The following is a 20,517-nucleotide window of genomic DNA, read 5'->3' on the forward strand; positions in this document are numbered from 1 at the left end:
TTCGGGCCAGCCTAGCGCGACGATCCGCGCTTTCCGGACCAGTACTGCCAGTACGCTCGCTCGCGGGAAATCAGCGGGTGAAGTAGGTGTGCGAGTCCGGCCGATGCAACAGGTACGCGCCGCCGGCGATCAACACCGAGCCCACGATGGCGCACACCGCATAGCCAACGGCGGCAGTCGACTCCCGGCCCGCAACGAACAAGCTGGTGGTCAGATAGATGACCGACGCCACGCCCCCACCGGTCAGCAGGCTCCGGGCCCAGCGATAGCCCTGCCGCATCAGCACCAGGAAGGTCACGGCGATTGCGGTGAGCGCGACCATCATCAACACGGAGACGGCGTTCACGTAGCCCGACGTCGTCCGCAACGGGGCGGTCAGGGTGTTGAGTAGAAAGCCGATGACCACCAAAGGCACCGCCGCCGTCCACAGCCAGAAACCGGTGTCGACGTCGTGCGGCCGGTCCGACGACTCGGGGGTGGCCTGGTTCACCGCAGCCATCCTGCGACTTCGGCCGCCCAGTAGGTCAGGACGATGTCGGCGCCCGCCCTACGGATGCTGACCAGCGACTCCAGCGCCGAGGCCTGCAAGTCGATCCAGCCGTTGGCAGCGGCCGCGCAGATCATCGCGTACTCACCTGAAATCTGATATGCCGCAACGGGAACCGGTGAGATCTCAGCAGCGGTACGGACCACGTCCAGATAGCTCATGGCCGGTTTGACCATCACCATGTCAGCGCCCTCGGCAATGTCGAGCTCGATCTCGTGGCGCGCCTCCCGGGCGTTACCCGAATCCTGTTGGTAGGTACGACGATCACCTTCCAAGCTGGAACCCACCGCGTCACGGAACGGGCCGTAGAACGCCGAGGCGAACTTCGCGGCATAGGCCAGGATCAGCACGTCGTGATGCCCGGCGGCATCCAGCCCATCGCGGATCGCAGCCACCTGACCGTCCATCATGCCACTGGGCCCCACCACCTGAGCACCCGAATCAGCTTGCGCTACAGCGAGTTTGATGTACTGATCGTTGGTAGCGTCATTGTCGACCCGACCCGACCGATCCAGCACGCCACAGTGACCGTGGTCGGTGAACTCGTCCAGACAGGTGTCGGCCATCAGCACGGTGGCATCGCCGAGATCCGAGTTCAGTTCCCGCAGCGCGACATTCAGAATGCCATCGGGATTGATGCCCTCCGACCCGGTGGCATCCTTGTCCGAATCACACGGCACCCCGAAGATCATCAAGCCGCCGACACCGGCCTCCACCGCTTCGGCGGCCGCGCGACGCAGCGATTCCCGAGTGTGCTGCACCACGCCGGGCATCGAGGCGATGGGCCGCGGCTCGGACAACCCGTCCGCGACAAACATCGGCAACACCAAATGCCGTGGCTCCAACGACGTCTCCGACACCAAACGCCGCAATGCCGGGGTGGCCCGCAGTCGCCTGGGCCGATGCCTGGGAAAAGCCATGGGGCCGAGTTTAGCGGCGACGACTCTTCTTGCGCGGGGGTGGCAGTGCTCCTTCGGCACGCAGCCGGGCAGCATGCTCGGCCAGCGCCTCCACCAGCGGGCCCACGGCCGCGGTCTCCGGCTGCACATCCACGCGCAGGCCGAATTCAGCCGCGGTTTCAGCAGTTTTCGGACCGATGCAGGCAACGATGGTGCGGGCGTGCGGCTTTCCGGCGATGCCGACCAGGTTGCGCACCGTGGAGCTGGAGGTGAAGCAGACCGCGTCGAAGCCGCCAGTCTTGATCATCTCGCGGGTGTTCGCCGGCGGCGGAGCCGCACGCACGGTGCGGTAGGCCGTCACATCCTCGATCTCCCAACCACGTTCGCGCAGGCCCTCGGCCAGCGTCTCGGTGGCGATGTCGGCACGAGGCAGCAGCACCCGGTTGACCGGGTCGAAAATCTCGTCGTAGTCCGGGAATTCGTCCAACAGCCCCAGCGACGACTGCTCACCGGAGGGCACCAGCTCGGGGTTGATGCCGAAGGCGCGCACCTTGTCCGCGGTGGCCTGTCCGACGCACGCGATCTTCACGCCGGAGAACGCCCGGGCGTCCAGACCGAACTCGTTGAACTTCTCCCACACCGCGCGAACGGCGTTGGTCGAGGTGAACACCACCCACTGGAAGCGGCCGTCGACCAAGCCCTTGACCGCACGCTCCATCTGGGCGGGGCTGCGCGGCGGCTCGACGGCAATGGTCGGTACTTCGATGGGCAGAGCGCCATGGCCCACCAGTCGGTCGCTCATCTCGCCGGCCTGGTCCTTGGTACGCGGCACCAACACGGTCCAGCCGTACAGGGCGCGGCTCTCCCACCAGTTCAGCTTCGCCCGGTTGGAGACTGTCTTGCCGATGGTGACCACCAGCGGACCGGCCAGCGGACCGACCGGCTCAGCCGGGGCCAGGGTGGTCTTGTCCAGCAGTCCGGCCAGCGTGGTCTCGATCGAGCGCTGCTGACAGGTGGTGCCGTTCGCGGTGACCACGCACGCCGTGCTGTCGGTCAGGCCGTATTCGATCAGGGTGCGGGCAGCGTCCGGCAGGTGCGAGACGGTCGCGTGCAGGATCAGCGGGCCCGGCGCGGCGGCCAGCGCGGCCCAGTCCACACTCGGGTCCCGGACGTCGGCCACCGTGTGGGCCGAGCCCAACGGCAGGCCGGCGTAGGTCGGCACCGCGGTCGACGCCGGCAGGCCGGGCACGATCTCGAAATGGGCCTGGGCCTTGGCCAACGCATTGACCTCGGTGATGACCGAGTCGACCGACAGCGGATCACCGGCGACCAGGCGCACCACGTCGACGCCGGTCTTGGCCTCGGCGGACAACAGCTTGGCCACCTCGGTCGGATCACCCAGGGCCGGACGCACGTCCACACCGTGCGGGAAGGTCATCGCCGGTGCCGCAGGGGCGCCGGCGGTGGCATCGTCTTTCCCGTCGGCGGCCGGTTCGGCCTCCGGTGCCGCCGGCTGCGGGCCGGAAGCCGGCGGCAGCTCGGTACCGATCAGCGCCAGCACCGCCTCGGGCACATCAGGATCGGTGAAGACCAGTGCCGCGTGCGCCAGCACATTGCGTGCGCGCGTCGTCAACAGGCCCGGATCCCCTGGGCCGGAACCGACAAAGGTGATGCGGCCGGGCTTGTGCTTACGCACTCGGGTCGTCATCTCTTACTCCCGCTCTACAGTCCGCTGATCCAACACGTCGCGCGCCCCCAGATCGAACAACTCCGCGGCCACCGAAAGCCCCAGCTCCCGTGCCCGATCGGGGGTCCCGATTCCGGACGCACGGATCACATCGGATCCGTCCAGCGCCGCCACGCAACCGCGTAGCGACAGCTCTTCGAAGACTCGGCCGTCCTCGTCGATGGATTCGACCACCTCGGCGATCGCACCCACCGGCGCGGAACAGCCCGCCTCCAGTTCGGCCAACAGGACTCGCTCTGCGGTGATCGCGGCACGCGTGTCGGGATCGTCCAGCTTTCCCAACAGCGTCGCCAGCTCGGTGTCACCCACTCGGCACTCGACCGCGAGGGCGCCCTGGGCCGGCGCTGGCAACATCTGCACCGGCTCGAGGCTCTCGGTGACGACATCGAGCCGTCCGATACGGGCCAGACCCGCTCGAGCGACGACGACAGCGTCGAGATCACCACTACTTACCCTGTTCAACCTGGTATCTAGGTTGCCTCGTAGGGGGCGGATTTCCAAACCGAGACCCAGTGCTCTAAGCTGTGCCGCCCGTCGCGGGCTCGAGGTGCCGATCACCGAACCCGTGGGCAACTCTCCCAGCACCATTGAATCGCGTGCCACCAACGCATCTCGCGGATCCTCGCGCGGCGGGATGGCGGCGATCACGAAACGCTCGTCGGGAGCCGTCGGCAAATCCTTGTAGGAATGCACAGCGACGTCGATGCGGCCGTCTGCCATGGCATGCCGCAGCTCGGCGGTGAACACGCCGACACCGATCTCGGCCACCGGGGCCTGCGAACGGTCGCCGTCGGTGCTGATGATGACCAGCTCGGCCGGCTGGCCGAGCCCGATCAAGGCGTCGCGAATGGTGCCGGCCTGGGTGGTAGCCAGCAGGCTACCGCGGGTGCCGATCCGGACAACGGAGTCTTCAGTAATGGCCAATCGTCACTCTGGCTTGTCGAGTTCGGTTGAAATCAAAGGTAATTCGCCGACAGAGACGGCATCGACGGCCTGCGGATCGAGCTCGAACAGCTCGCGCAGGGCCTCGGCATAGCTGTCTCCGCCGGGCGCGCTGGCCAATTGCTTGACCCGCACTGTGGGTGCATGCAGCAACTTGTCGACCACTCGCCGCACGGTATTGGCGACCTCGTCGCGGTGCGCCACATCCAGCCCCGGAATCCGGTTGTCGAGGCGCAGCAACTCGGCCTCGACCACGTCGGCGGCCCGTTGGCGCAGCGCGGTGACGGTCGGGGTGACTTCGGCCATCCGCTGTCCGGCCAGGTAGTTGGCAACCTCGTTGGCGACGATCGAACGGGCCGCCTCGGCGTCGGACGCGGCCGCCCGGGCCGACGGTTCGCGCTGGATACGGTCCATATCGATCATGCAGACGCCGGGCAATCCAGCGATCGCGGCGTCCACGTCGCGCGGCATGCCGAGGTCGCAGATGGCCAGCGGGCGATTCTCCGGCCGGTTGGACAACCCACGGTGCGCATCGGCCAGAGAGACCACGGGGCGCACCGCGCCGGTACACGCCACCACTACGTCGGCGTCGGCCAACGCCAGCGCGATGTCATCAAGGGTGTGTGCGGCGGCGTCCACGCCCTGGGACTTGAGGTTCTCGACCATGCGCTCGGCGCGCGGCAGCGAGCGGTTGACCACCTCGACGCGGGCGATACCGGCACGGGTCAGGTGAGCGGCGGCCAGGGCACCCATGGAGCCGGCGCCGATCACAGCGGCCGTGCGGCCGGCCAGCGAGCCCAGTTTCGTCTCGGCCATGTGCAGTGCCACCGAGACAACCGAGGCGCCCGCGGCGTCGATCCCGGTCTCCGAGTGCACCCGCTTGCCGACGGACAGAGCCCGCTGAGCCAGTTCGTGCAGGGTGCGGCCGACGGTCTGATTGGACTCGGCGCTGGCGTAGGCGCGCCGTACCTGACCCAGCACCTGGGCCTCGCCGATGACCGCCGAATCCAGCCCACTGGCGACCGCGAACAGGTGCTCGACGGCAGCTTCGGCGTAGCGCACATAGGCGTACTTGGTCAGATCGTGCAGCGACATCCCAGACCGCTCGGAAAGCACCGAACCGATCACCGACAGACCACCGTGGAAGGCATCGACGACGGCGTAGACCTCGACCCGGTTGCAGGTCGACAGCACCATCGCTTCGGTGACCAGCGAGGACTGCAGCACTTGCTGGATGATTTTGCCTTGCTCGGCCTCGTCGGTGCTGAGTTGCTCCAGCACCGAAACCGGCGCACTGCGATGCGAAACCCCGAAAAGCAGGACGCTCACGGCTCCGTCACCACACCCTTCCCCGTCGCTTCGCTCGCCCCAGGACGGCATTCCCAGTAGCTATAGGAACGCCTTCCCCGGCCCTTTTGCCGACCCAGGGAATGGTTTCAAAGGTAGCCGCTGACCAGCCCGCGAACCAAATCTGCTATGTATCGGCCGAGGTTGGACTACCTGGCCAGGTCGGCACGCAATTGCTGCTCGTCGACCTCCCAGTAGCTGTGTTCAACATCATCGAGCAGCACCACCGGCAGCCGATCGCCGTATTCCGCGCGGGGCGCGGTATTGCCGGTCGCGGCTTCGACGTCCACATCGGTGCTCGTCAGGACGAATCCGAGTTCGTCGGCGAGCTCTTCCAGCTGCGCCGCGGCGCGCGCACACATGCTGCACCCGGCCCTCGTCAGCAGCGTCACGGTGTGCCGTCCGGCCGTTCGTTCCACGCCTATCAGTATCCGGCGACCCGCTCGGGCGAGCGAAGCGACCGGGAATGACCCGCTCGGGCGAGCGAAGCCACAGGGAATGACCCGCTCGGGCGAGCGAAGCGACGGGGAATGACTACTGTTGAGACGTGTCCGAGTCCAGCTCCCCGACCGCCGACGAGCCCGTGCCCGCCGACGCCGTCGAGTCCGGGCCCGACGACGTGGCGGCCGACGAGGCTCCCGCGTCTCCGCCGCCACCCGACCTGACGGCGGCCGCGTTTTTCGACGTCGACAACACCTTGGTGCAGGGTTCGTCGCTGGTGCATTTCGCCCGGGGGCTGGCCGCCCGCGACTACTTCACCTATGCCGATCTGGCCCGGTTCGCGTACGCGCAGGCCAAGTTTCAGCTGACCGGCAAGGAGAACAGCGACGACGTGGCCGCCGGCCGGCAGAAGGCGCTGGCGTTCATCGAGGGCCGACAGACATCGGAGCTCGAAGAGCTGGGCGACGACATCTACGACGAGATCATCGCCGACAAGATCTGGCAGGGCACCCGCGCACTGGCACAGATGCACCTCGACGCCGGTCAACAGGTCTGGCTGGTCACCGCGACGCCGTACGAGCTGGCCGCGACGATCGCCCGCAAGTTGGGGCTGACCGGGGCGCTGGGCACCGTCGCCGAGTCGGTGGACGGGGTGTTCACCGGACGGCTGGTCGGTGACATCCTGCACGGCCTCGGCAAGGCGCACGCGGTGCGGTCACTGGCCATCCGCGAGGGGCTGAACCTGCGTCGCTGCACCGCGTATTCGGACAGCTTCAACGATGTCCCGATGTTGTCGCTGGTGGGGACCGCCGTCGCGATCAATCCCGATGCGGCGTTGCGTGATGTCGCGCGGGAGCGCGGTTGGGAGATCCGGGATTTCCGCACAGCGCGCAAGGCCGCCCGGATCGGGGTGCCCTCGGCGCTGGCGCTGGGCGCGGTCGGTGGGGCGCTGGCGGCCGTCGCGTCCCGCAAGAGCAGCTAACACGTCCGGGCCGGCTGCAGTGCGCTGATAGGCTCACCCGCCATGGGCGTTGCGGACGACATCATCGGAACCCACTACCGGTATCCAGATTACTTTGAGGTCGGCACAGAAAAAGTCAAGGAATTCGCCAAGGCGGTCCAGGACCATCACCCCGCGCACTTCTCCGAGGCCGCCGCGGCTGAGCACGGGTCCGACGCGATCGTCGCGTCGCTGACTTTCGTCGCCGTCGCGGGCCGGCGGGTACAGCTGGAGCTGTTCAATCAGTTCGACGTGCCGATCAACCTGGAGCGGGTGCTGCACCGCGACCAGAAGCTGATCTTCCATCGGCCGATCAAGGTCGGCGACAAGCTGTGGTTCGACTCGTACCTGGACTCGGTCATCGAGTCACACGGCACGGTGATCGCCGAGATCCGCGCCGAGGTCAGCGATGACGCCGGCGAGCCGGTGATGACCAGCATCGTCACCATGCTCGGCGAGGCCCTGCACGACGACGAGGCCGGTGAGATCAGCGCGCAGATCGCCGCGGCCCGCGACGCCGCCATCGCGAAAATGGTTGCGGCACAGAATAGTTGACGTACAAAAAGGGGCCGCTCACGACTCGTGAGCGGCCCCTTTTTGTACGCGATTCACGGGTATACCGCGGCACGGACACGCACTCTCGCGGGAAATCAGAAGAAGGTGCCGCGGCGGTTGGCCAGCAGCTGATACAGCGTTTGCTGAATGGTGGCGCGGACCTGGTCGGTCAACTCGAAGGTGACCATCGGATCGTCAGCCGAGCCATCTTCGTAGTCGGCGGTCGAGATGGGCTCGCCGAACTGGATGTACCACTTGGACGGCAGGGGGATCAGACCCAACGGGCCGGCCGCCGGGAACAGCGGCGTCACCGGGAAATACGGCAGCCCGAACAGCCGGGCCAGCAACTTGATGTCGGCGATCTTTGGGTAGATCTCCTCCGACCCGACGATCGAGCACGGGACGATCGGCGCTCCGGCGCGCAGTGCGGCCGAGACGAAACCGCCGCGGCCGAACCGCTGCAGCTTGTAGCGGTCCCGGAAGGGCTTGCCCAGCCCCTTGTACCCCTCGGGGAACACCGCGGTCAGCTCGCCGGCGGCGAGCAGTCGGTGCGCGTCGGACGTGCAGGCCATGGTGTGGCCGGCCTTGCGGGCCACCTGACCGAGCATCGGCATGTCGAACACCATGTCGGCGGCGAGCAGTCGCAGGTCCCGATGGGTCGGATGCTTGTCGTGTACCGCCACCGAGGTCATCAACCCGTCGAAGGGCAACACGCCGGCGTGGTTGGCGACGACCAGCGCCGCGCCCTCGGTCGGCAGATTCTCGATACCGGACACCTCAACCCGGAACCACGCGTTGAAAAGCGTTCGCAGCAAAGGCAGTATGACTGCGTTGTTCAGGTGCGGGTCGAAACCGAACTCATCGACCACGTAGTCTCCGGTGATCCGCTTACGCACGAAATCCGCTGCGGCACCGATACGTTGGGCTAATTCGTTGGGACCATCGACGGGAGCGCCGGCCGGACCGAACCGATGCTGGTCGATCTCGCGGACGACGGCGGCAATCTGTTCGGCGGACGCGCGGGTACCCGGATCGGTCAACGACGACGGATGCCGGGTGGCATTGGCGGCCCGCTGCGCCGCCCGCCGCTGCGCCGACGCGCGCGTCGAATTCGAGTGCAGCGGAATCACTTTCGCTCTTGATTCGCCCGCCACGTTAGTTTCTCCCACCGATCAAAAGATTTTGCGTTCTCAGCGTCCCCACCGCTGCGCTGCGGCTACCGCGCGTCGTTCGAACGAGCCTACCCACCCTGGATCAATAATGGGTGTCAGACGCCGCCCCGACACATAATCGTCAAAAGCCTCCATGGTGGTCCATTTCGGGGTATAGCCCAGATCGCGGACCATTCGCGTGGTGTCCATGACGCGGCCGTAGCTCAGATAGTTGAGTTGCTCGCGGTCCAACTCGATGTGGCTGGTCGCGCGGCGCACGGTGTCGAAGGTCGCCAACGCTTCGCGCGGCACCGGGACGCGGACGCGGCCGGACCGCCGAATCGCCTGACTCATCATGATCACGCCGGTGGCGCCGATGTTGAAGGTGCCCGCCCGGCCGACGACCGTCGCCCGTTCCAACGCACCCAACGCGTCCTGCTCATGGAGCAGCTGCAGCCGCGCGTCATGTCCGAGAACCGACGGCACCAACGGACCCGCCAGGTAACGCGACAGTGCGGTGTCCATCGCCGGGCCGATCATGTTGGCCAGCCGCAGGATGGTCACCGCGATGTCCGGACGACGACGACCCAGCCCGCGGACGTAGCCCTCGATGTCGATGCTGTCGCGGGCGAAGCCCTCCGCCGGTGGCCGCCGCGCGCTGGAATCCTCGGTGAACATCACCGGGTCCCGCGAGCTCGCGCCGTACACCTCGGAGGTGGACTTGAGCACCACGCGGCGCACCGACGGAGCCTTCTGACAAGCCGCGAACAACTGCATCGCGCCCATCACGTTGAACTCTTTGAGCGCGGCCCGACCACCGGACCGCGGCGCATAGGACGCCGCCGCGGCGTGCACCACGGTGTCCACGTTCCCGTTGCGGATCACCTTGGCGATGAACGGGTTGCGGATGTCGGCACGGACGAACTCAGCCCGTCCCATCCGACGCAGCAGATCCTTGCTCGGCGCGATCGCATCCACTGCGATCACGTGGTCGATCAGCGGATTCTGCGCCAGCCTGGCCGTGAGATAACCACCGAGAAACCGGCACGCACCAGTAACGAGCACCACCTTGGGGTGGTGCAGCGTGTCCTGCGAATCGGAACCGCCCGATGCGGTGGGCCGGCTTCCCGAGTGGTCGTCGGCGTCCATCCGGTCAGCCTACTGGGCCAGACCGAAGAAAGCTGGGTGGCTTACTTGCCAAGTTTTCTGCGCTGGACCCGGGTGCGACGAAGCAGCTTGCGGTGCTTCTTCTTCGACATGCGCTTACGCCGCTTCTTGATGACTGAACCCATGGACCCTGAAGTCTCCGCTATCTAGAAATCGACCGTCGATCAGTGACGATCGTTGAAAACCAACCCTGCCACTTTACCCGGCGAGGTTCGGCGCCACGAAAACGCCTGCTGAAACAACCAGTCTGGCCGGCCGGAGTGCAGTCCCTGCCGGTCCGACCGACGGCGCCGGGCGACCGGACGCAGCCAAAGACCGAGCAGGAGTCACCACGGACCCGAACTGGTTCGACCGAAAATCAGCCGGCGTCGAAGTACGACGACTCCAGCAGGTCATGGACCGCCTTCGCGTGTACCCGAAATGATCGGCCGACACGCACCGCGGGGAGCTCCCCGTTGTGCACCAGTCGATATACCGTCATCTTGCTCACCCGCATGAGGCTCGCAACTTCGGCAACGGTCAAAAATTGAGCTCGTGGCTGGTCGCCGGTGTCGCGCGCAGATTTGCCGTTCGCAGCATCTCGCGCCGATGGCCCGTTCATAGACGTCATCGCAACCCAATCAATCAGGCACGGCCAGATCCAGCGGCTTCCCCACCGTTGGCACCAACTCGTGCACTACGAGAAGGAGAATAGCGTGGCCAATGGGGTTATTGCGACGGGTGTGGGGTAATCAATCTGAAATCTTAGAACTACCATTATGTAATTCTTAGCTGCTCAGAGCGCATTTTTGCGGCGGCGACCGCAGCGTCCACAGCCGCCCGCAGACCGCCCCGCTCGAGTTCCCGCAGCCCAGCGGCGGTCGTGCCGCCCGGCGAGGTGACCGAGGCCCGCAATTGCGCGGCACTGGTGTCCATTCCGCCGGCCCCTGAACTCTCGATTCGGTCGAGCAGCATTGCCGCCGATCCGGCCATAGTCTTAGAAACCAGATCGGTCGCAACGGCCCGCGGCAGGCCCGCGCCGACCCCTGCATCGACCAAAGCCTCGGCCATCAAGAAGAAATACGCCGGACCCGAACCCGAGACCGCGGTGACCGCGTCCATCTGCGACTCGGGCACCGTCAACACCCCACCGACCGCGCCGAAGATCGCTGACACCTCGGTGAGCTGCTCATCGGTCACGAACCGGCCGCGCGACAACGCGCTGATCCCCGCGCCGACCAGCATCGGCGTATTGGGCATCACCCGAACCACCGGCGAACCGGCGGGCAACTTGGCCTCGAAGTACTCCGTCGTCACCCCGGCGGCGACCGAGACCACGACCTGCTCGACGCTGTCCCGGTCCGCTCCGGCCGCCAAGTCGGCCAAGGTGGCCACCACGCTGTCCACATCGGTCGGCTTGACCGCGACGATCACGTAGTCGGCATTCTCCGCGGCATCGGCGACACCGGTGACCCGCACGCCGTACTTCTGGGACAGCTGCTCGGCCCGACTCCGATACGACTCGGCGACCACCAGGTCTTTGGCTTCCCTACCGGACCCCAACAGGCCCGACAGCAGGGCCTCGCCGATATTTCCACCACCGATGATCGCAATTCTCGCCACCAGGCAAGCATTACATGGGTGGCCGACAGTCGATGGTCAGGACGGTGCTTGCGCCGCAGGCACCATGGCCAACTGCCTCGACTGCGCCACCAACCGGCCGGCGCTGTCGACCACCAGATGGTCCTCGTCGAACCAGTCCTGGCCAATCTGCGTCGTGGTGCTGATGATCCGCAGCCATCCGTCGGCCGGGAGGGCCCGCAGATAGGCCGTCAGCTGGATCGTCGGCGCCCAGCCCATCCGATTGACCGCGAACGTCACCGGCGCCGACACATCGGTACACAGCAGCGCGAACAGCGCATCAGGCGCGGCGTCTCGCGGCCGGACCCAGTATTCGAAGACCGGTACCCCGCCATCTCCGCGGGGCGCCATGGTCACCAACGACGGCCGGATGTCGCAGCCGTGCGCCAGATGCACGATGTGCTCCATCGGATGCCCCGGACCGATCGGCTCGAGTCCCTCGGGCGGCTCGGGCGCCATCAACGGCACCACCGGGTTGGCAGACAGCAGCGGCGTGCCGCCCTCAGGAGTTCCGAGGGTCACCGCCACCCGCACGGCCGTGCGATCGCCCTGCGTCAGTTCGACCTCCGCCAGGCTGACCCGGCGACCACGCTTGTGCACGGTCACCGTGACGTCCATCGCGCCGGGGTCTGGTGCCCACAGGAAGCTGCCGGACACCGCGACGGGCTGCATTACGTCACCCAGTGCGGTACGGGCGCCCTTGGCGCACAGGGCCAGCATTGCGCCACCGTGCACCTTGGGGCCGATGGTCCAATGCTCGTTGAGCGCACCGCGATAGGCGAACCGTTCGCCGTCGTTCTCGGTGGGCGTCAGAGCCATCGCATCGGCGAACGATGTCGAGGAGGTCAAGGCGGGGCCTTTCGGGTCAGCGCATCAAGTGGGTGCGAGCGAAGTCCAGCGACTCGACCAACAACGCTTCACGTTCGGCGTTGTTCCGCGCCGCCGAGGTGGTCACCTCGAGAATCACGTGACCGGAGAACTCGCTCGCCGCCAGCATCTGGCAGATCTCGACGGTCGGCTGGGTACCGCGGCCGGGCACCAGGTGCTCGTCGGTGGATGCCCCGTTGCCGTCGCAGAGATGCAGGTGCACCAGGCCCTCACCCATCCGCCGAGCCATGTCGACGGCATCGGTTCCGGCGGTCGCACTGTGTGACAGATCCAGCGTGTAGTGCGCGTGGTTGCCATCGAGCGGGTCATAGGACGGGGCGAACGCCGAGATGCCGGGCCCCGGCGTGCCGCCCCGCTTGCGCATCCGCTCGATCGAGGGCGCACCGGTGCCGAAAAATCGGTCGGCGCGGAACGGGAACATGTTCTCCACCGCGACCAGAACGTCGCTGGATGCCTCGAGTTCGACGACCTGTTCGGAAAATCCTTCGGCATAGCGCCGTTGCCAGCGGAACGGCGGATGCACCACCACCGTCTGAGCGCCGAGCTGTTCGGCCGCCCGCACGCTGCGTTCCAGTTTCGGGATCGGGTTGGCACCCCAAACCCGTTGGGAGATAAGCAAACACGGCGCGTGCACACTGAGCACCGGAACGCCGTAATGCCGGGACATCCGCTCGATGGCGTCGACGTCCTGGCTGACGGTCTCGGCCCACACCATCAGCTCGACGCCGTCATAGCCCAGACGCGCGGCGTATTCGAAGGCCGCCTCGGTCCGCAATGGGTACACCGATGCGGTCGACAGTCCGACCTTGATGGCGGGGCGCACGGTTATGTGTCTATCGAGTCCGGATCACTGCGAGGTCAACAGCGCCAGCGGCCCGAAGGTGACCAGGGCGCCGACCACTACCGCGGTCAGGGTGCTGGCCAGGTCATCGGTCTTGCGGACCACGCGCACCCCGACCACCAAACCGAGGATCACCAGGACCGACAACACCAACGCGACGATCATGTTCCAGCGCCACAACTGGTCGAAGGCGAAGAACATGCCGGCACCGAAGGCCACCGCCAACACACTCTGGCCGACGACCCAGGCGCCCCGCATGAACGGCGAGCCGCCGTGCTCGTCACGGTGTTCGACGGTGGCGGCGTCCTCGTCGGCGGCAGTATCGGCGGCAGTGCCCTGGCCGCCGAACAACTCGGCATAGCCGGGCGCCGCACCGTTGCCGTGCTCGAGCGGGGGCTCGTCGAGTGTGATCGCCGGTTGGACGCCGGTGACTGCCCGCAGATCGTCGTCATCCTCGGCGACGACGTCCTCGTCGTCGATCGGGTCCGGGCTCATCTCCTCGGCGCCCGACGACGGCTTGTGCAGAGCTACCGGGTGCGCGGCCTCGGAGTCGAGGTCTGTGGGCTCGGCATCGACGTCGACATCGGCTGCTTCGGCCCCGTCGACACCGTGCGACGCAAGGACCTCTGCATCACCGGCGTGGGGTTCTACGGTGTCGGCCGTCGCCGCATCGGTCTCGGTGGCCGCGTCCGTCACGGCCGGCTCGGAGGGCTCTGCCTCGGCGCTCTCGGCCTCGTCGACCGCATCCGGACCGTAGGTGTGGACCTTGATGACAGGGATCTCACCGGTCAGCTCGGCCACCGTGACCGCATCACTGTTGCCGCGGCGCCGACGGCGTCGGCCACTCACCGGCGCGCCGATGGTGCCGTTCTTCGCCAGCAATTCGGCGACCGAGATCGGCCGGGTGTCGTTCGAATCTGTCATCGTGTGTCGCCTCTGGCGGTAGCTAAGCCCGCAAACGTTTCCACCAAGGCACTTCCATCGGCCTCACTGTCGAGTTTCCGCAGAATGAGTCCCTCTCGCAATGCCCACGGGCAAATATCCACGGAGTCCAGCGACAGTGCCCGCATGCTCGCCTCAGCTACCAACGCTCCGGCCACAATCTGTGGCGCGCGCTCGGCACTCACCCCCTCCAACTCGGCTCTATCGGCCGTGGTCATCCTAGAGATGAAAGCTATGAGCTGTCTGAGGCCAGTGGCGGTCAGGGTGCGCTTGACGCGCGGGCCCGCCCCGGACGGCGCTGCACCGGTCAGGCGCGCCAACGACCGAAATGTCTTCGAGGTGGCCACCGCCAGGTCGGGGGTTCCGGCGCCCAGCACCTTCGGACCGGCTTCGGACAGCTCGGTGGCCAACCAATCGCGCAACATCGCGACCCGGCGCCGTCCGGGCGGATCGTCGGCCAGCCATTCGCGCGTCAATCGCCCGGCACCGAGCGGCAGCGACAGCGCCACGTCGGGCTCCTCATCGACCCCGCCGGACAGTTCCAACGAACCGCCGCCGATGTCGATGTTGACGATGCGGCCGGCGCTCCAGCCGTACCAGCGCCGCACGGCCAGGAAGGTCAGCCGGGATTCGTCGACCCCGGACAGCACTCGCAGCGGCACCCCGGTCTCGGACAGCACCCGAGCCAGTACCTCTTCGGAATTGGTGGCATCCCGGACCGCGGAGGTCGCAAACGCCATCAACTCGGCGCAACCCGAACTGGTGGCGATCTTGGAGAACTCGTCGACGGTCTCGACCAGCTTGTCGGCACCCTTGCGGGTCAACTTGCCGGAGCCGTCGATGGCCTCGGCCAACCGCAGCGAAGCCTTCGTCGAACTCATCGGAGTCGGGTGGCCGCCGCGGCGTGCGTCGACCACCAAAAGATGAACCGTGTTGCTGCCCACGTCGAGGACGCCCAATCGCACGCAAACAACGGTAACGGGTCTACGGTTGCACGCTGTGACCGCATCTGAGGTGAGCCCCGGCAACCAGGCGTCCGGCACCGGCGAGGTCGGGCTGGACTTCCCCCGGGAGTGGGTGGAGTTCTATGACCCGGAGAACTCCGAGCATCTCATTGCGGCCGATCTGACCTGGTTGTTATCGCGCTGGACCTGCGTGTTTGGCACGCCGGCCTGCAAAGGCACGGTCGACGACCGGCCCGACGACGGCTGCTGCAGCCACGGCGCGTTCATGGCGGACGACGACGACATCGCGCACTTGGAAGAGTCTGTGAAGTTGCTGACCGACGAGGACTGGCAATTCCGCGACAAGGGCCTGGGCCGCAAGGGCTACCTGGAACTGGACGAGTACGACGACAAGCCCAATATGCGGACCCGCAAGTACAAGGGTGCGTGCATCTTCCTGAACCGTCCCGGATTCCCCGGCGGTATCGGCTGCGCATTGCACAGCAAGGCGGTAAAGCTCGGGGTGGAGCCGTGGACGCTCAAGCCCGAGGTGTGTTGGCAGCTGCCGATCCGCCGCACCCAGGAGTGGGTGACCCGGCCGGACGAGACCGAGATCCTCAAGACCACGATCACCGAGTACGACAGGCGCGGGTGGGGCGAGGGCGGTCACGACCTGAGCTGGTACTGCACCGGGGATCCGGCCGCGCATGTCGGCGCCAAGCCGGTGTGGCAGTCCTATGCGCCCGAGCTCACCGAGCTGTTGGGCGAGAAGGTGTATGCCGAACTGGCGTCGCTGTGCCGCCGACGGGACGGCCTGGGGCTGATCTCGGTGCATCCGGCCACCGAGGCCGCTCAGGCCGCTCAGTAATACATCTGCCGCGCCACCGAGGCGAGGCGTCCGCAACACGCGACCGGGTCAGCTAGCATCCGCGATCCATCCAACACTCGATTAATTGACGTTGGCGAATTCGCCTAGATCCTCGTTCGCCGGGCTGATTTAGATCCGCAAATCTGTGCTAGATCTGCAACTTCGCGCAGATTTTAGCCACCGTCGACGTGGTGTCGATCACATCAGGCGATGGCCGCCAAGAATCGTGTTGACCACATATCAGCAGGTAGATCACTGCTTCTGCGCAACAATTGACGTCGTTGCGATCAGTCGAAACCACCCCGAAACATGCTGTCCAGATGCCCCGCTTGCCCAAAACATTCTCTAGGTATAAATTTGCTGAAAATCGCTTCCGGCGACAAAACCCGAGCGGCGTAGATCACATCCAGCAAGTTTGTCGGACCCCTTAGGTGGAGACCCGCCAGCTAGCGGTACGGAGTTCCAGCGTCGGACGACACGTCCGCCCCAAAAGAGGACAGAGCAACAGCCATGTCGATACCGATGATCGAGAACGCCGAGGCCGTCGCGATTGGCGCTAACCCCGTTCCCGCTGCGACTCCGCTAGGAGCACTGCCTGCTGCCAGCGTCAAGGGACATTCTGCCCGCGAGCAGCGGCATGCAAAGTTTGCCCGCAAACTGATTTGCACCGACGTCGCCGTCATCGCCTGCTCGGTCCTGATCGGTCAGCTGATCCGCTTCGGTGGCACCGCGTCGCACCCCAAGGTCAGCTGGAATGATTCTTCAGGGCACATTGGCTACACCACGGTATCGGCGGTGCTGGTGGTGTTGTGGATGGGTTTCCTGGCCCTGGGCAGTCGCTCCCCGAAGATCACCGGCCGCGGGTTCGAGGAATACGTGACGCTGGCAGCGGCGACGTTGCAGCTGTTCGGGCTCGTCGCCATCGGCTCGATGCTGCTGCACGTCGAAATCTCCCGCGGCTACCTCGCAATCGCGCTGCCGCTCGGCTTGACCGGGCTGTTCGCCACGCGCTGGATGTGGCGCCGGCTCAACGCCCGCAAGCGCCACAACGGCGAAGACCAAAGCAAGTTGCTCGTCGTCGGAGGCACTCGAGCCGCCCATGACATCGCCACCGAATTCGCCAAGGATCCTTGGGCCGGCTACCAGGTCGTCGGCTTCTGCACCCCGATGGGGCCGAGCCACGCCAAAGAGGTCATCACCGTTGCCGGACAGGACATTCCGATCGTCGGCACCGACGAGGCGATCCTGGACGCGGTGCAGCGCACCGGCGTCGACACCGTGGCGCTGGCCGCCACGCACCACCTGAGCCCTGTCGAGATCCGCAGGCTGATGTGGGAATTGGAAAACCTGGGCGTCGACCTGATGGTGGCTCCGGGCCTGATCGACATCGCCGACCAACGGCTGACCAGCCGTCCGGTCGCCGGCATGGCGGTCTTCGAGATCGCCAAACCGCAGTACAGCCGGGCGAATTCGTTCCTCAAGCGCAGCTTCGACGTGCTGTTCGCGGTGGCCGCACTGACGGCCATCTCACCGATCATGGTGATCACCGCCCTCGCGGTGAAGCTGAACAGCCGGGGTCCGATCTTCTACCGGTCCGAGCGCATCGGTATTGACGGGCAGCCATTCCGGATGACCAAGTTCCGCAGCATGTACACCGATGCGGACTCGCGGCAGGCCGAGCTGATCGCCGCCAACGGTGGCAACGCGATGTTCTTCAAGATGAAGGACGACCCGCGAGTTACCAAGGTGGGCAAGATCATCCGCAAGTTCAGCATCGATGAGCTGCCGCAGTTCTTCGACGTGTTGAGCGGTGCGATGAGCGTCGTCGGTCCGCGTCCCCAGGTCCGCCGTGAGGTCGACACGTATGACGACCTGGTCAGCCACCGACTGGCAGTCAAGCCCGGCCTCACGGGCCTATGGCAGGTCAGCGGTCGGTCCGACCTCGAGGTCGAGGACGCCGTCCGCCTGGATCTGTCCTACGTGGAAAACTGGTCGCTGCTACAGGACATGTTGATCATCGCCAAAACTGTCCGGACAGTGCTCGCGGGCGACGGTGCGTACTAGGGAGCCGATTCCAAGGGTGGGGCGCTTGAGCAGACTTGCTCAAGCGCCCCAGCTTTTTGGGTTCGATTCTCTTCGCCGATCTCCTGCCGCTTTGCCCGGTGACGCAGCGACGACAAGACAAGACTGCAGTACCGGATGTCATTCATCTACGGCGAAGCGTTTCGAATCAATTGATTCACAACCAAACCCAGGTATCCACAGGCAACGGTGGATGAAACTGCGCCCGTGAGCCAGTGCAGGGGCCTGTCTGCCAACACCGTTGAGTCAGAACGACAAAATATCGCCATTCGCATCCTCGTGCGCGGCACAGAATAGGGCGCGGCGCGAAGACCACACAGCACCCAGCCGCGCGGCCAACTTCGAATGGACAGCGTTGGCCGCCTGAATCTTTCAGACGAGCAACTGCTACCAGCCCATCGCGGAGCGCACCGAGGTCGGCCACGAAACTGGATCTAAGCCGTGAGTCCGCAACAAGCCCAGTGCAATTCGCTCCATGCCGAATCCGACGCAAGCACTGTGCGCAACACCGCCGTCGACGGTACGCAGGGTAAACGTTTCGCCGAAGTGATCACGGTGGCAATTGGCCGACACCACCGCAGTCCCCTCGTGCAGGTCACCGTAAAGCCGCACCAACAGTTCGGTTTTCAAATTCTCATCGCGCTGATTGGCGGCCAACATCTTGCCGACCCTGCCGAAGAACGGATCGTTGGCGGCCGCGGGTCGGGCATCGAGACCGAGTTCGGCCAGTACCTCCAAACCGTGGTCCACCCAACTGTCGCGGTGTATTTGCGCGTGCTCCGGCGTCCCTACGAACACATACTCGTGCATCCGGAAGGCTTGCATCCTCGCCGGGTCGATCGCCGGCTCGTGCCGGAAGCAATACCCATAGATGTCCATCAGCACACCGCCGTCAGGAAGATTCGGCGGAAGCGTTCCATAGCTCGGATGGCAGGCCGCCGAAACCAACATGGTCCCAGCAGAATTCAGATGCCCATCCCACGGCAGGCCGGCATCTCGATCCGCCAAGAGCGCCCGATGCTCGGCATTTCCGCCAGTGAACGTCGAGATGGCACCGGTCAAATCCGGGAAAGATGCGATGTAATCGGTCTTCTCGAATTCCGCGCGCGGGTACACCGGCGGGAATCGCAGTACTTTCGGCCGATCTCCATGAACCTCGACACCCTTGCGCCGGACGACGTGGTCGATACCGTCGACGATGCTCTCGAAAACTGCTCCGCGGCCATACAATCCGTCGATGCCCATCGGTACCAGCAGTTCGGCGTCGACCAATTCATCGCGAAACTGCTGGCGAGCCACTGCCAATCGCGTATCCACGTCCTGAGTTGCGGTCATCTGCAAACCCTATCCTCGGTAGGCCAACACCAAATTGGCGTTGTTAAGGCGAATACGTTCGTTTGACACCATGAGTTGTGGACCAAACGAATCCCGCAGCAGTCGTCCCATCGACAACGCGTGGTCCTCGCGGTACCCGTTGAGGCCAACGATCCTCAGCGCGTCAGTCACCACCTCGATGACGGCAGTGGACGCCGCGATCTTCAGATTGTTCATTGCGACGGTGAAACTGATCGTCGCCTCTTCGGCGCCTGATTCGGCGAGGGCTTGGTAGCGCAAGACCTCGTGCAGGACCATCGACTCAAAGCTTTGATGTACCACGGTCAGGTCGGCCAACAACGCGGCCTGCGGCACCGTCTTGCCGGGCGCCTTGCGCGCCGCCTGACGAACGGTGGATCGCGCCTTCGCATATGCCGCATCTGCGATACCCAGCCACACCGACGCCCACAGGGTGTGCGAAGCCGGGAGCATGGTCGTGGCCAGAATGCTGGCGTAGTCGGCCGGCACCACATTATCTGCTGAGGTCGTGGTCGACAGCAGATAACCCGGGCTGCAGGTCCCGCGGAATCCCATCGTGTCCCATGTGCTGGTGCGCTCCAGTTCGGACTCGGCCGTCGGGCACAACAACAGCACCTGGTCGTTCGCGGCGGCGCCTGCATTTCGCCGAGCGGTGGCGCCGATGTAGTCGGCGTATTCCGCGTAGGAAATCACCGGCGCGTTCTTCTCCAGCCGCACCTTGTCGCCATCGGCCACCACCGCACAGGTCGAGCTTCCGATATCACCACCCGTGGTGATCTCGGTGGTCGCTGACGCAAGCAATGCTTCATTTGCTGCGATGTGGCGCGCCAGGTCTGCAATGACGCCGGACCGGGCGTACTTCGCTAGCACAAGGGCCTGGGTCTGATGCATGGCAAACACCATTCCCGCGGCACTGCAGGCGGCGCCGAGTGCGCGGGCGATCATCGCCAAGTCGGCAATCCGATAGCCTCGACCACCGATGACTTCCGGGAGTCCACAGGACAGCAATCTCACCTGTTTGAGCGCATCAACCGCCTCGCGCGGGAAGCGCGCATTGCGATCCACGTCGTCGGCATTGACAGCCGCGGCGATCACCGCATCGGCGAGCCCCGGAACGGACGATGCGGTCAGCGCGACGGCGGGGGTGTCGATGGTCATACATGGCTCCAAAAAACATTTCATG

General features: G+C 65.6%; 21 protein-coding genes. 4 read left to right on the forward strand and 17 right to left on the reverse strand.

Annotated features, from left to right (window positions below):
• Window positions 1-70: 70 nt before the first annotated feature.
• The 6 genes from ABIA30_RS09470 to ABIA30_RS09495 all read right to left on the reverse strand — a co-directional run bounded on the left by ABIA30_RS09470 (window position 71) and on the right by ABIA30_RS09495 (window position 5,901).
• Window positions 71-499 (reverse strand): hypothetical protein, encoded by a 429-nt coding sequence (locus tag ABIA30_RS09470; protein ID WP_370064439.1) that lies wholly within the window; start codon window positions 497-499, stop codon window positions 71-73.
• Window positions 487-1,467: a porphobilinogen synthase gene (gene hemB, locus ABIA30_RS09475; protein WP_370064440.1), complete on the reverse strand. Its 981-nt coding sequence runs from the start codon at window positions 1,465-1,467 to the stop codon at window positions 487-489. Before hemB ends, ABIA30_RS09470 begins: the two co-directional genes overlap by 13 nt.
• Window positions 1,468-1,477: 10 nt before the next feature.
• The gene (locus ABIA30_RS09480; RefSeq protein ID WP_370064442.1) at window positions 1,478-3,154 is read right to left on the reverse strand and encodes a uroporphyrinogen-III synthase; all 1,677 of its coding nucleotides are present in this window, start codon (window positions 3,152-3,154) and stop codon (window positions 1,478-1,480) included.
• Window positions 3,155-3,157: 3 nt separating this feature from the next.
• Window positions 3,158-4,111 (reverse strand): hydroxymethylbilane synthase, encoded by a 954-nt coding sequence (gene hemC, locus ABIA30_RS09485; protein ID WP_370065483.1) that lies wholly within the window; start codon window positions 4,109-4,111, stop codon window positions 3,158-3,160.
• Window positions 4,112-4,120: 9 nt separating this feature from the next.
• Window positions 4,121-5,464 carry a glutamyl-tRNA reductase gene (locus ABIA30_RS09490; RefSeq protein WP_370064444.1) on the reverse strand — a complete coding sequence of 448 codons (1,344 nt, stop codon included), beginning with the start codon at window positions 5,462-5,464 and terminating at the stop codon, window positions 4,121-4,123.
• Between the two features lie 167 nt (window positions 5,465-5,631).
• Window positions 5,632-5,901 carry a glutaredoxin family protein gene (locus tag ABIA30_RS09495; RefSeq protein ID WP_370064446.1) on the reverse strand — a complete coding sequence of 90 codons (270 nt, stop codon included), beginning with the start codon at window positions 5,899-5,901 and terminating at the stop codon, window positions 5,632-5,634.
• A 164-nt stretch (window positions 5,902-6,065) separates the two neighbouring features.
• Between ABIA30_RS09495 and ABIA30_RS09500 the strand changes: the two genes are divergently transcribed.
• Together ABIA30_RS09500 and ABIA30_RS09505 are read left to right on the forward strand one after the other, a co-directional pair.
• Window positions 6,066-6,905, forward strand: coding sequence for an HAD family hydrolase (locus ABIA30_RS09500; protein WP_370065485.1), 840 nt, complete (start codon window positions 6,066-6,068; stop codon window positions 6,903-6,905).
• Between the two features lie 42 nt (window positions 6,906-6,947).
• On the forward strand, window positions 6,948-7,478 hold the full coding sequence (locus tag ABIA30_RS09505) for a MaoC family dehydratase N-terminal domain-containing protein (RefSeq protein ID WP_370064448.1): 531 nt from the start codon (window positions 6,948-6,950) through the stop codon (window positions 7,476-7,478).
• Window positions 7,479-7,573: 95 nt separating this feature from the next.
• Here the strand turns inward: ABIA30_RS09505 and ABIA30_RS09510 are convergent, their stop codons facing one another.
• The 9 genes from ABIA30_RS09510 to ABIA30_RS09550 all read right to left on the reverse strand — a co-directional run bounded on the left by ABIA30_RS09510 (window position 7,574) and on the right by ABIA30_RS09550 (window position 15,052).
• Window positions 7,574-8,647 (reverse strand): lysophospholipid acyltransferase family protein, encoded by a 1,074-nt coding sequence (locus ABIA30_RS09510; RefSeq protein ID WP_370064450.1) that lies wholly within the window; start codon window positions 8,645-8,647, stop codon window positions 7,574-7,576.
• A gap of 21 nt (window positions 8,648-8,668) precedes the next feature.
• A complete protein-coding gene (locus tag ABIA30_RS09515; protein ID WP_370064452.1) occupies window positions 8,669-9,778 on the reverse strand; it encodes an SDR family oxidoreductase in 1,110 nt (369 codons plus the stop codon).
• A gap of 41 nt (window positions 9,779-9,819) precedes the next feature.
• Window positions 9,820-9,921, reverse strand: a complete 102-nt coding sequence (locus ABIA30_RS09520) for a 30S ribosomal protein bS22 (RefSeq protein WP_003402602.1) — start codon at window positions 9,919-9,921, stop codon at window positions 9,820-9,822.
• Between the two features lie 233 nt (window positions 9,922-10,154).
• A complete protein-coding gene (locus ABIA30_RS09525) occupies window positions 10,155-10,406 on the reverse strand; it encodes a helix-turn-helix domain-containing protein (protein ID WP_370064457.1) in 252 nt (83 codons plus the stop codon).
• A 146-nt stretch (window positions 10,407-10,552) separates the two neighbouring features.
• Window positions 10,553-11,398 (reverse strand): pyrroline-5-carboxylate reductase, encoded by an 846-nt coding sequence (proC, locus tag ABIA30_RS09530; protein WP_370064459.1) that lies wholly within the window; start codon window positions 11,396-11,398, stop codon window positions 10,553-10,555.
• 36 nt (window positions 11,399-11,434) lie between these two features.
• Entirely contained in the window at window positions 11,435-12,265 is an 831-nt protein-coding gene (locus ABIA30_RS09535; protein ID WP_370064461.1) for a thioesterase family protein, read from the reverse strand.
• Between the two features lie 16 nt (window positions 12,266-12,281).
• Window positions 12,282-13,127, reverse strand: a complete 846-nt coding sequence (locus tag ABIA30_RS09540) for a sugar phosphate isomerase/epimerase family protein (protein WP_370064463.1) — start codon at window positions 13,125-13,127, stop codon at window positions 12,282-12,284.
• Between the two features lie 24 nt (window positions 13,128-13,151).
• Window positions 13,152-14,069: a hypothetical protein gene (locus tag ABIA30_RS09545; RefSeq protein WP_370064465.1), complete on the reverse strand. Its 918-nt coding sequence runs from the start codon at window positions 14,067-14,069 to the stop codon at window positions 13,152-13,154.
• Entirely contained in the window at window positions 14,066-15,052 is a 987-nt protein-coding gene (locus ABIA30_RS09550) for a hypothetical protein (RefSeq protein ID WP_370064467.1), read from the reverse strand. Before ABIA30_RS09550 ends, ABIA30_RS09545 begins: the two co-directional genes overlap by 4 nt.
• A gap of 34 nt (window positions 15,053-15,086) precedes the next feature.
• On the opposite strand from ABIA30_RS09550, the gene ABIA30_RS09555 reads away from it, so the two are divergent.
• Together ABIA30_RS09555 and ABIA30_RS09560 are read left to right on the forward strand one after the other, a co-directional pair.
• Window positions 15,087-15,899, forward strand: a complete 813-nt coding sequence (locus ABIA30_RS09555; protein ID WP_370064469.1) for a hypothetical protein — start codon at window positions 15,087-15,089, stop codon at window positions 15,897-15,899.
• 510 nt (window positions 15,900-16,409) lie between these two features.
• Window positions 16,410-17,963, forward strand: coding sequence for a sugar transferase (locus ABIA30_RS09560; protein WP_370064471.1), 1,554 nt, complete (start codon window positions 16,410-16,412; stop codon window positions 17,961-17,963).
• A 405-nt stretch (window positions 17,964-18,368) separates the two neighbouring features.
• Here the strand turns inward: ABIA30_RS09560 and ABIA30_RS09565 are convergent, their stop codons facing one another.
• Both ABIA30_RS09565 and ABIA30_RS09570 read right to left on the reverse strand, forming a co-directional pair.
• On the reverse strand, window positions 18,369-19,316 hold the full coding sequence (locus ABIA30_RS09565) for an amino acid--[acyl-carrier-protein] ligase (RefSeq protein WP_370064473.1): 948 nt from the start codon (window positions 19,314-19,316) through the stop codon (window positions 18,369-18,371).
• 9 nt (window positions 19,317-19,325) lie between these two features.
• Window positions 19,326-20,492: an acyl-CoA dehydrogenase family protein gene (locus tag ABIA30_RS09570; protein WP_370064475.1), complete on the reverse strand. Its 1,167-nt coding sequence runs from the start codon at window positions 20,490-20,492 to the stop codon at window positions 19,326-19,328.
• Window positions 20,493-20,517: the final 25 nt, after the last annotated feature.

It is taken from the genome of Mycobacterium sp. MAA66 (assembly GCF_041261665.1).
Taxonomy (GTDB): domain Bacteria; phylum Actinomycetota; class Actinomycetes; order Mycobacteriales; family Mycobacteriaceae; genus Mycobacterium.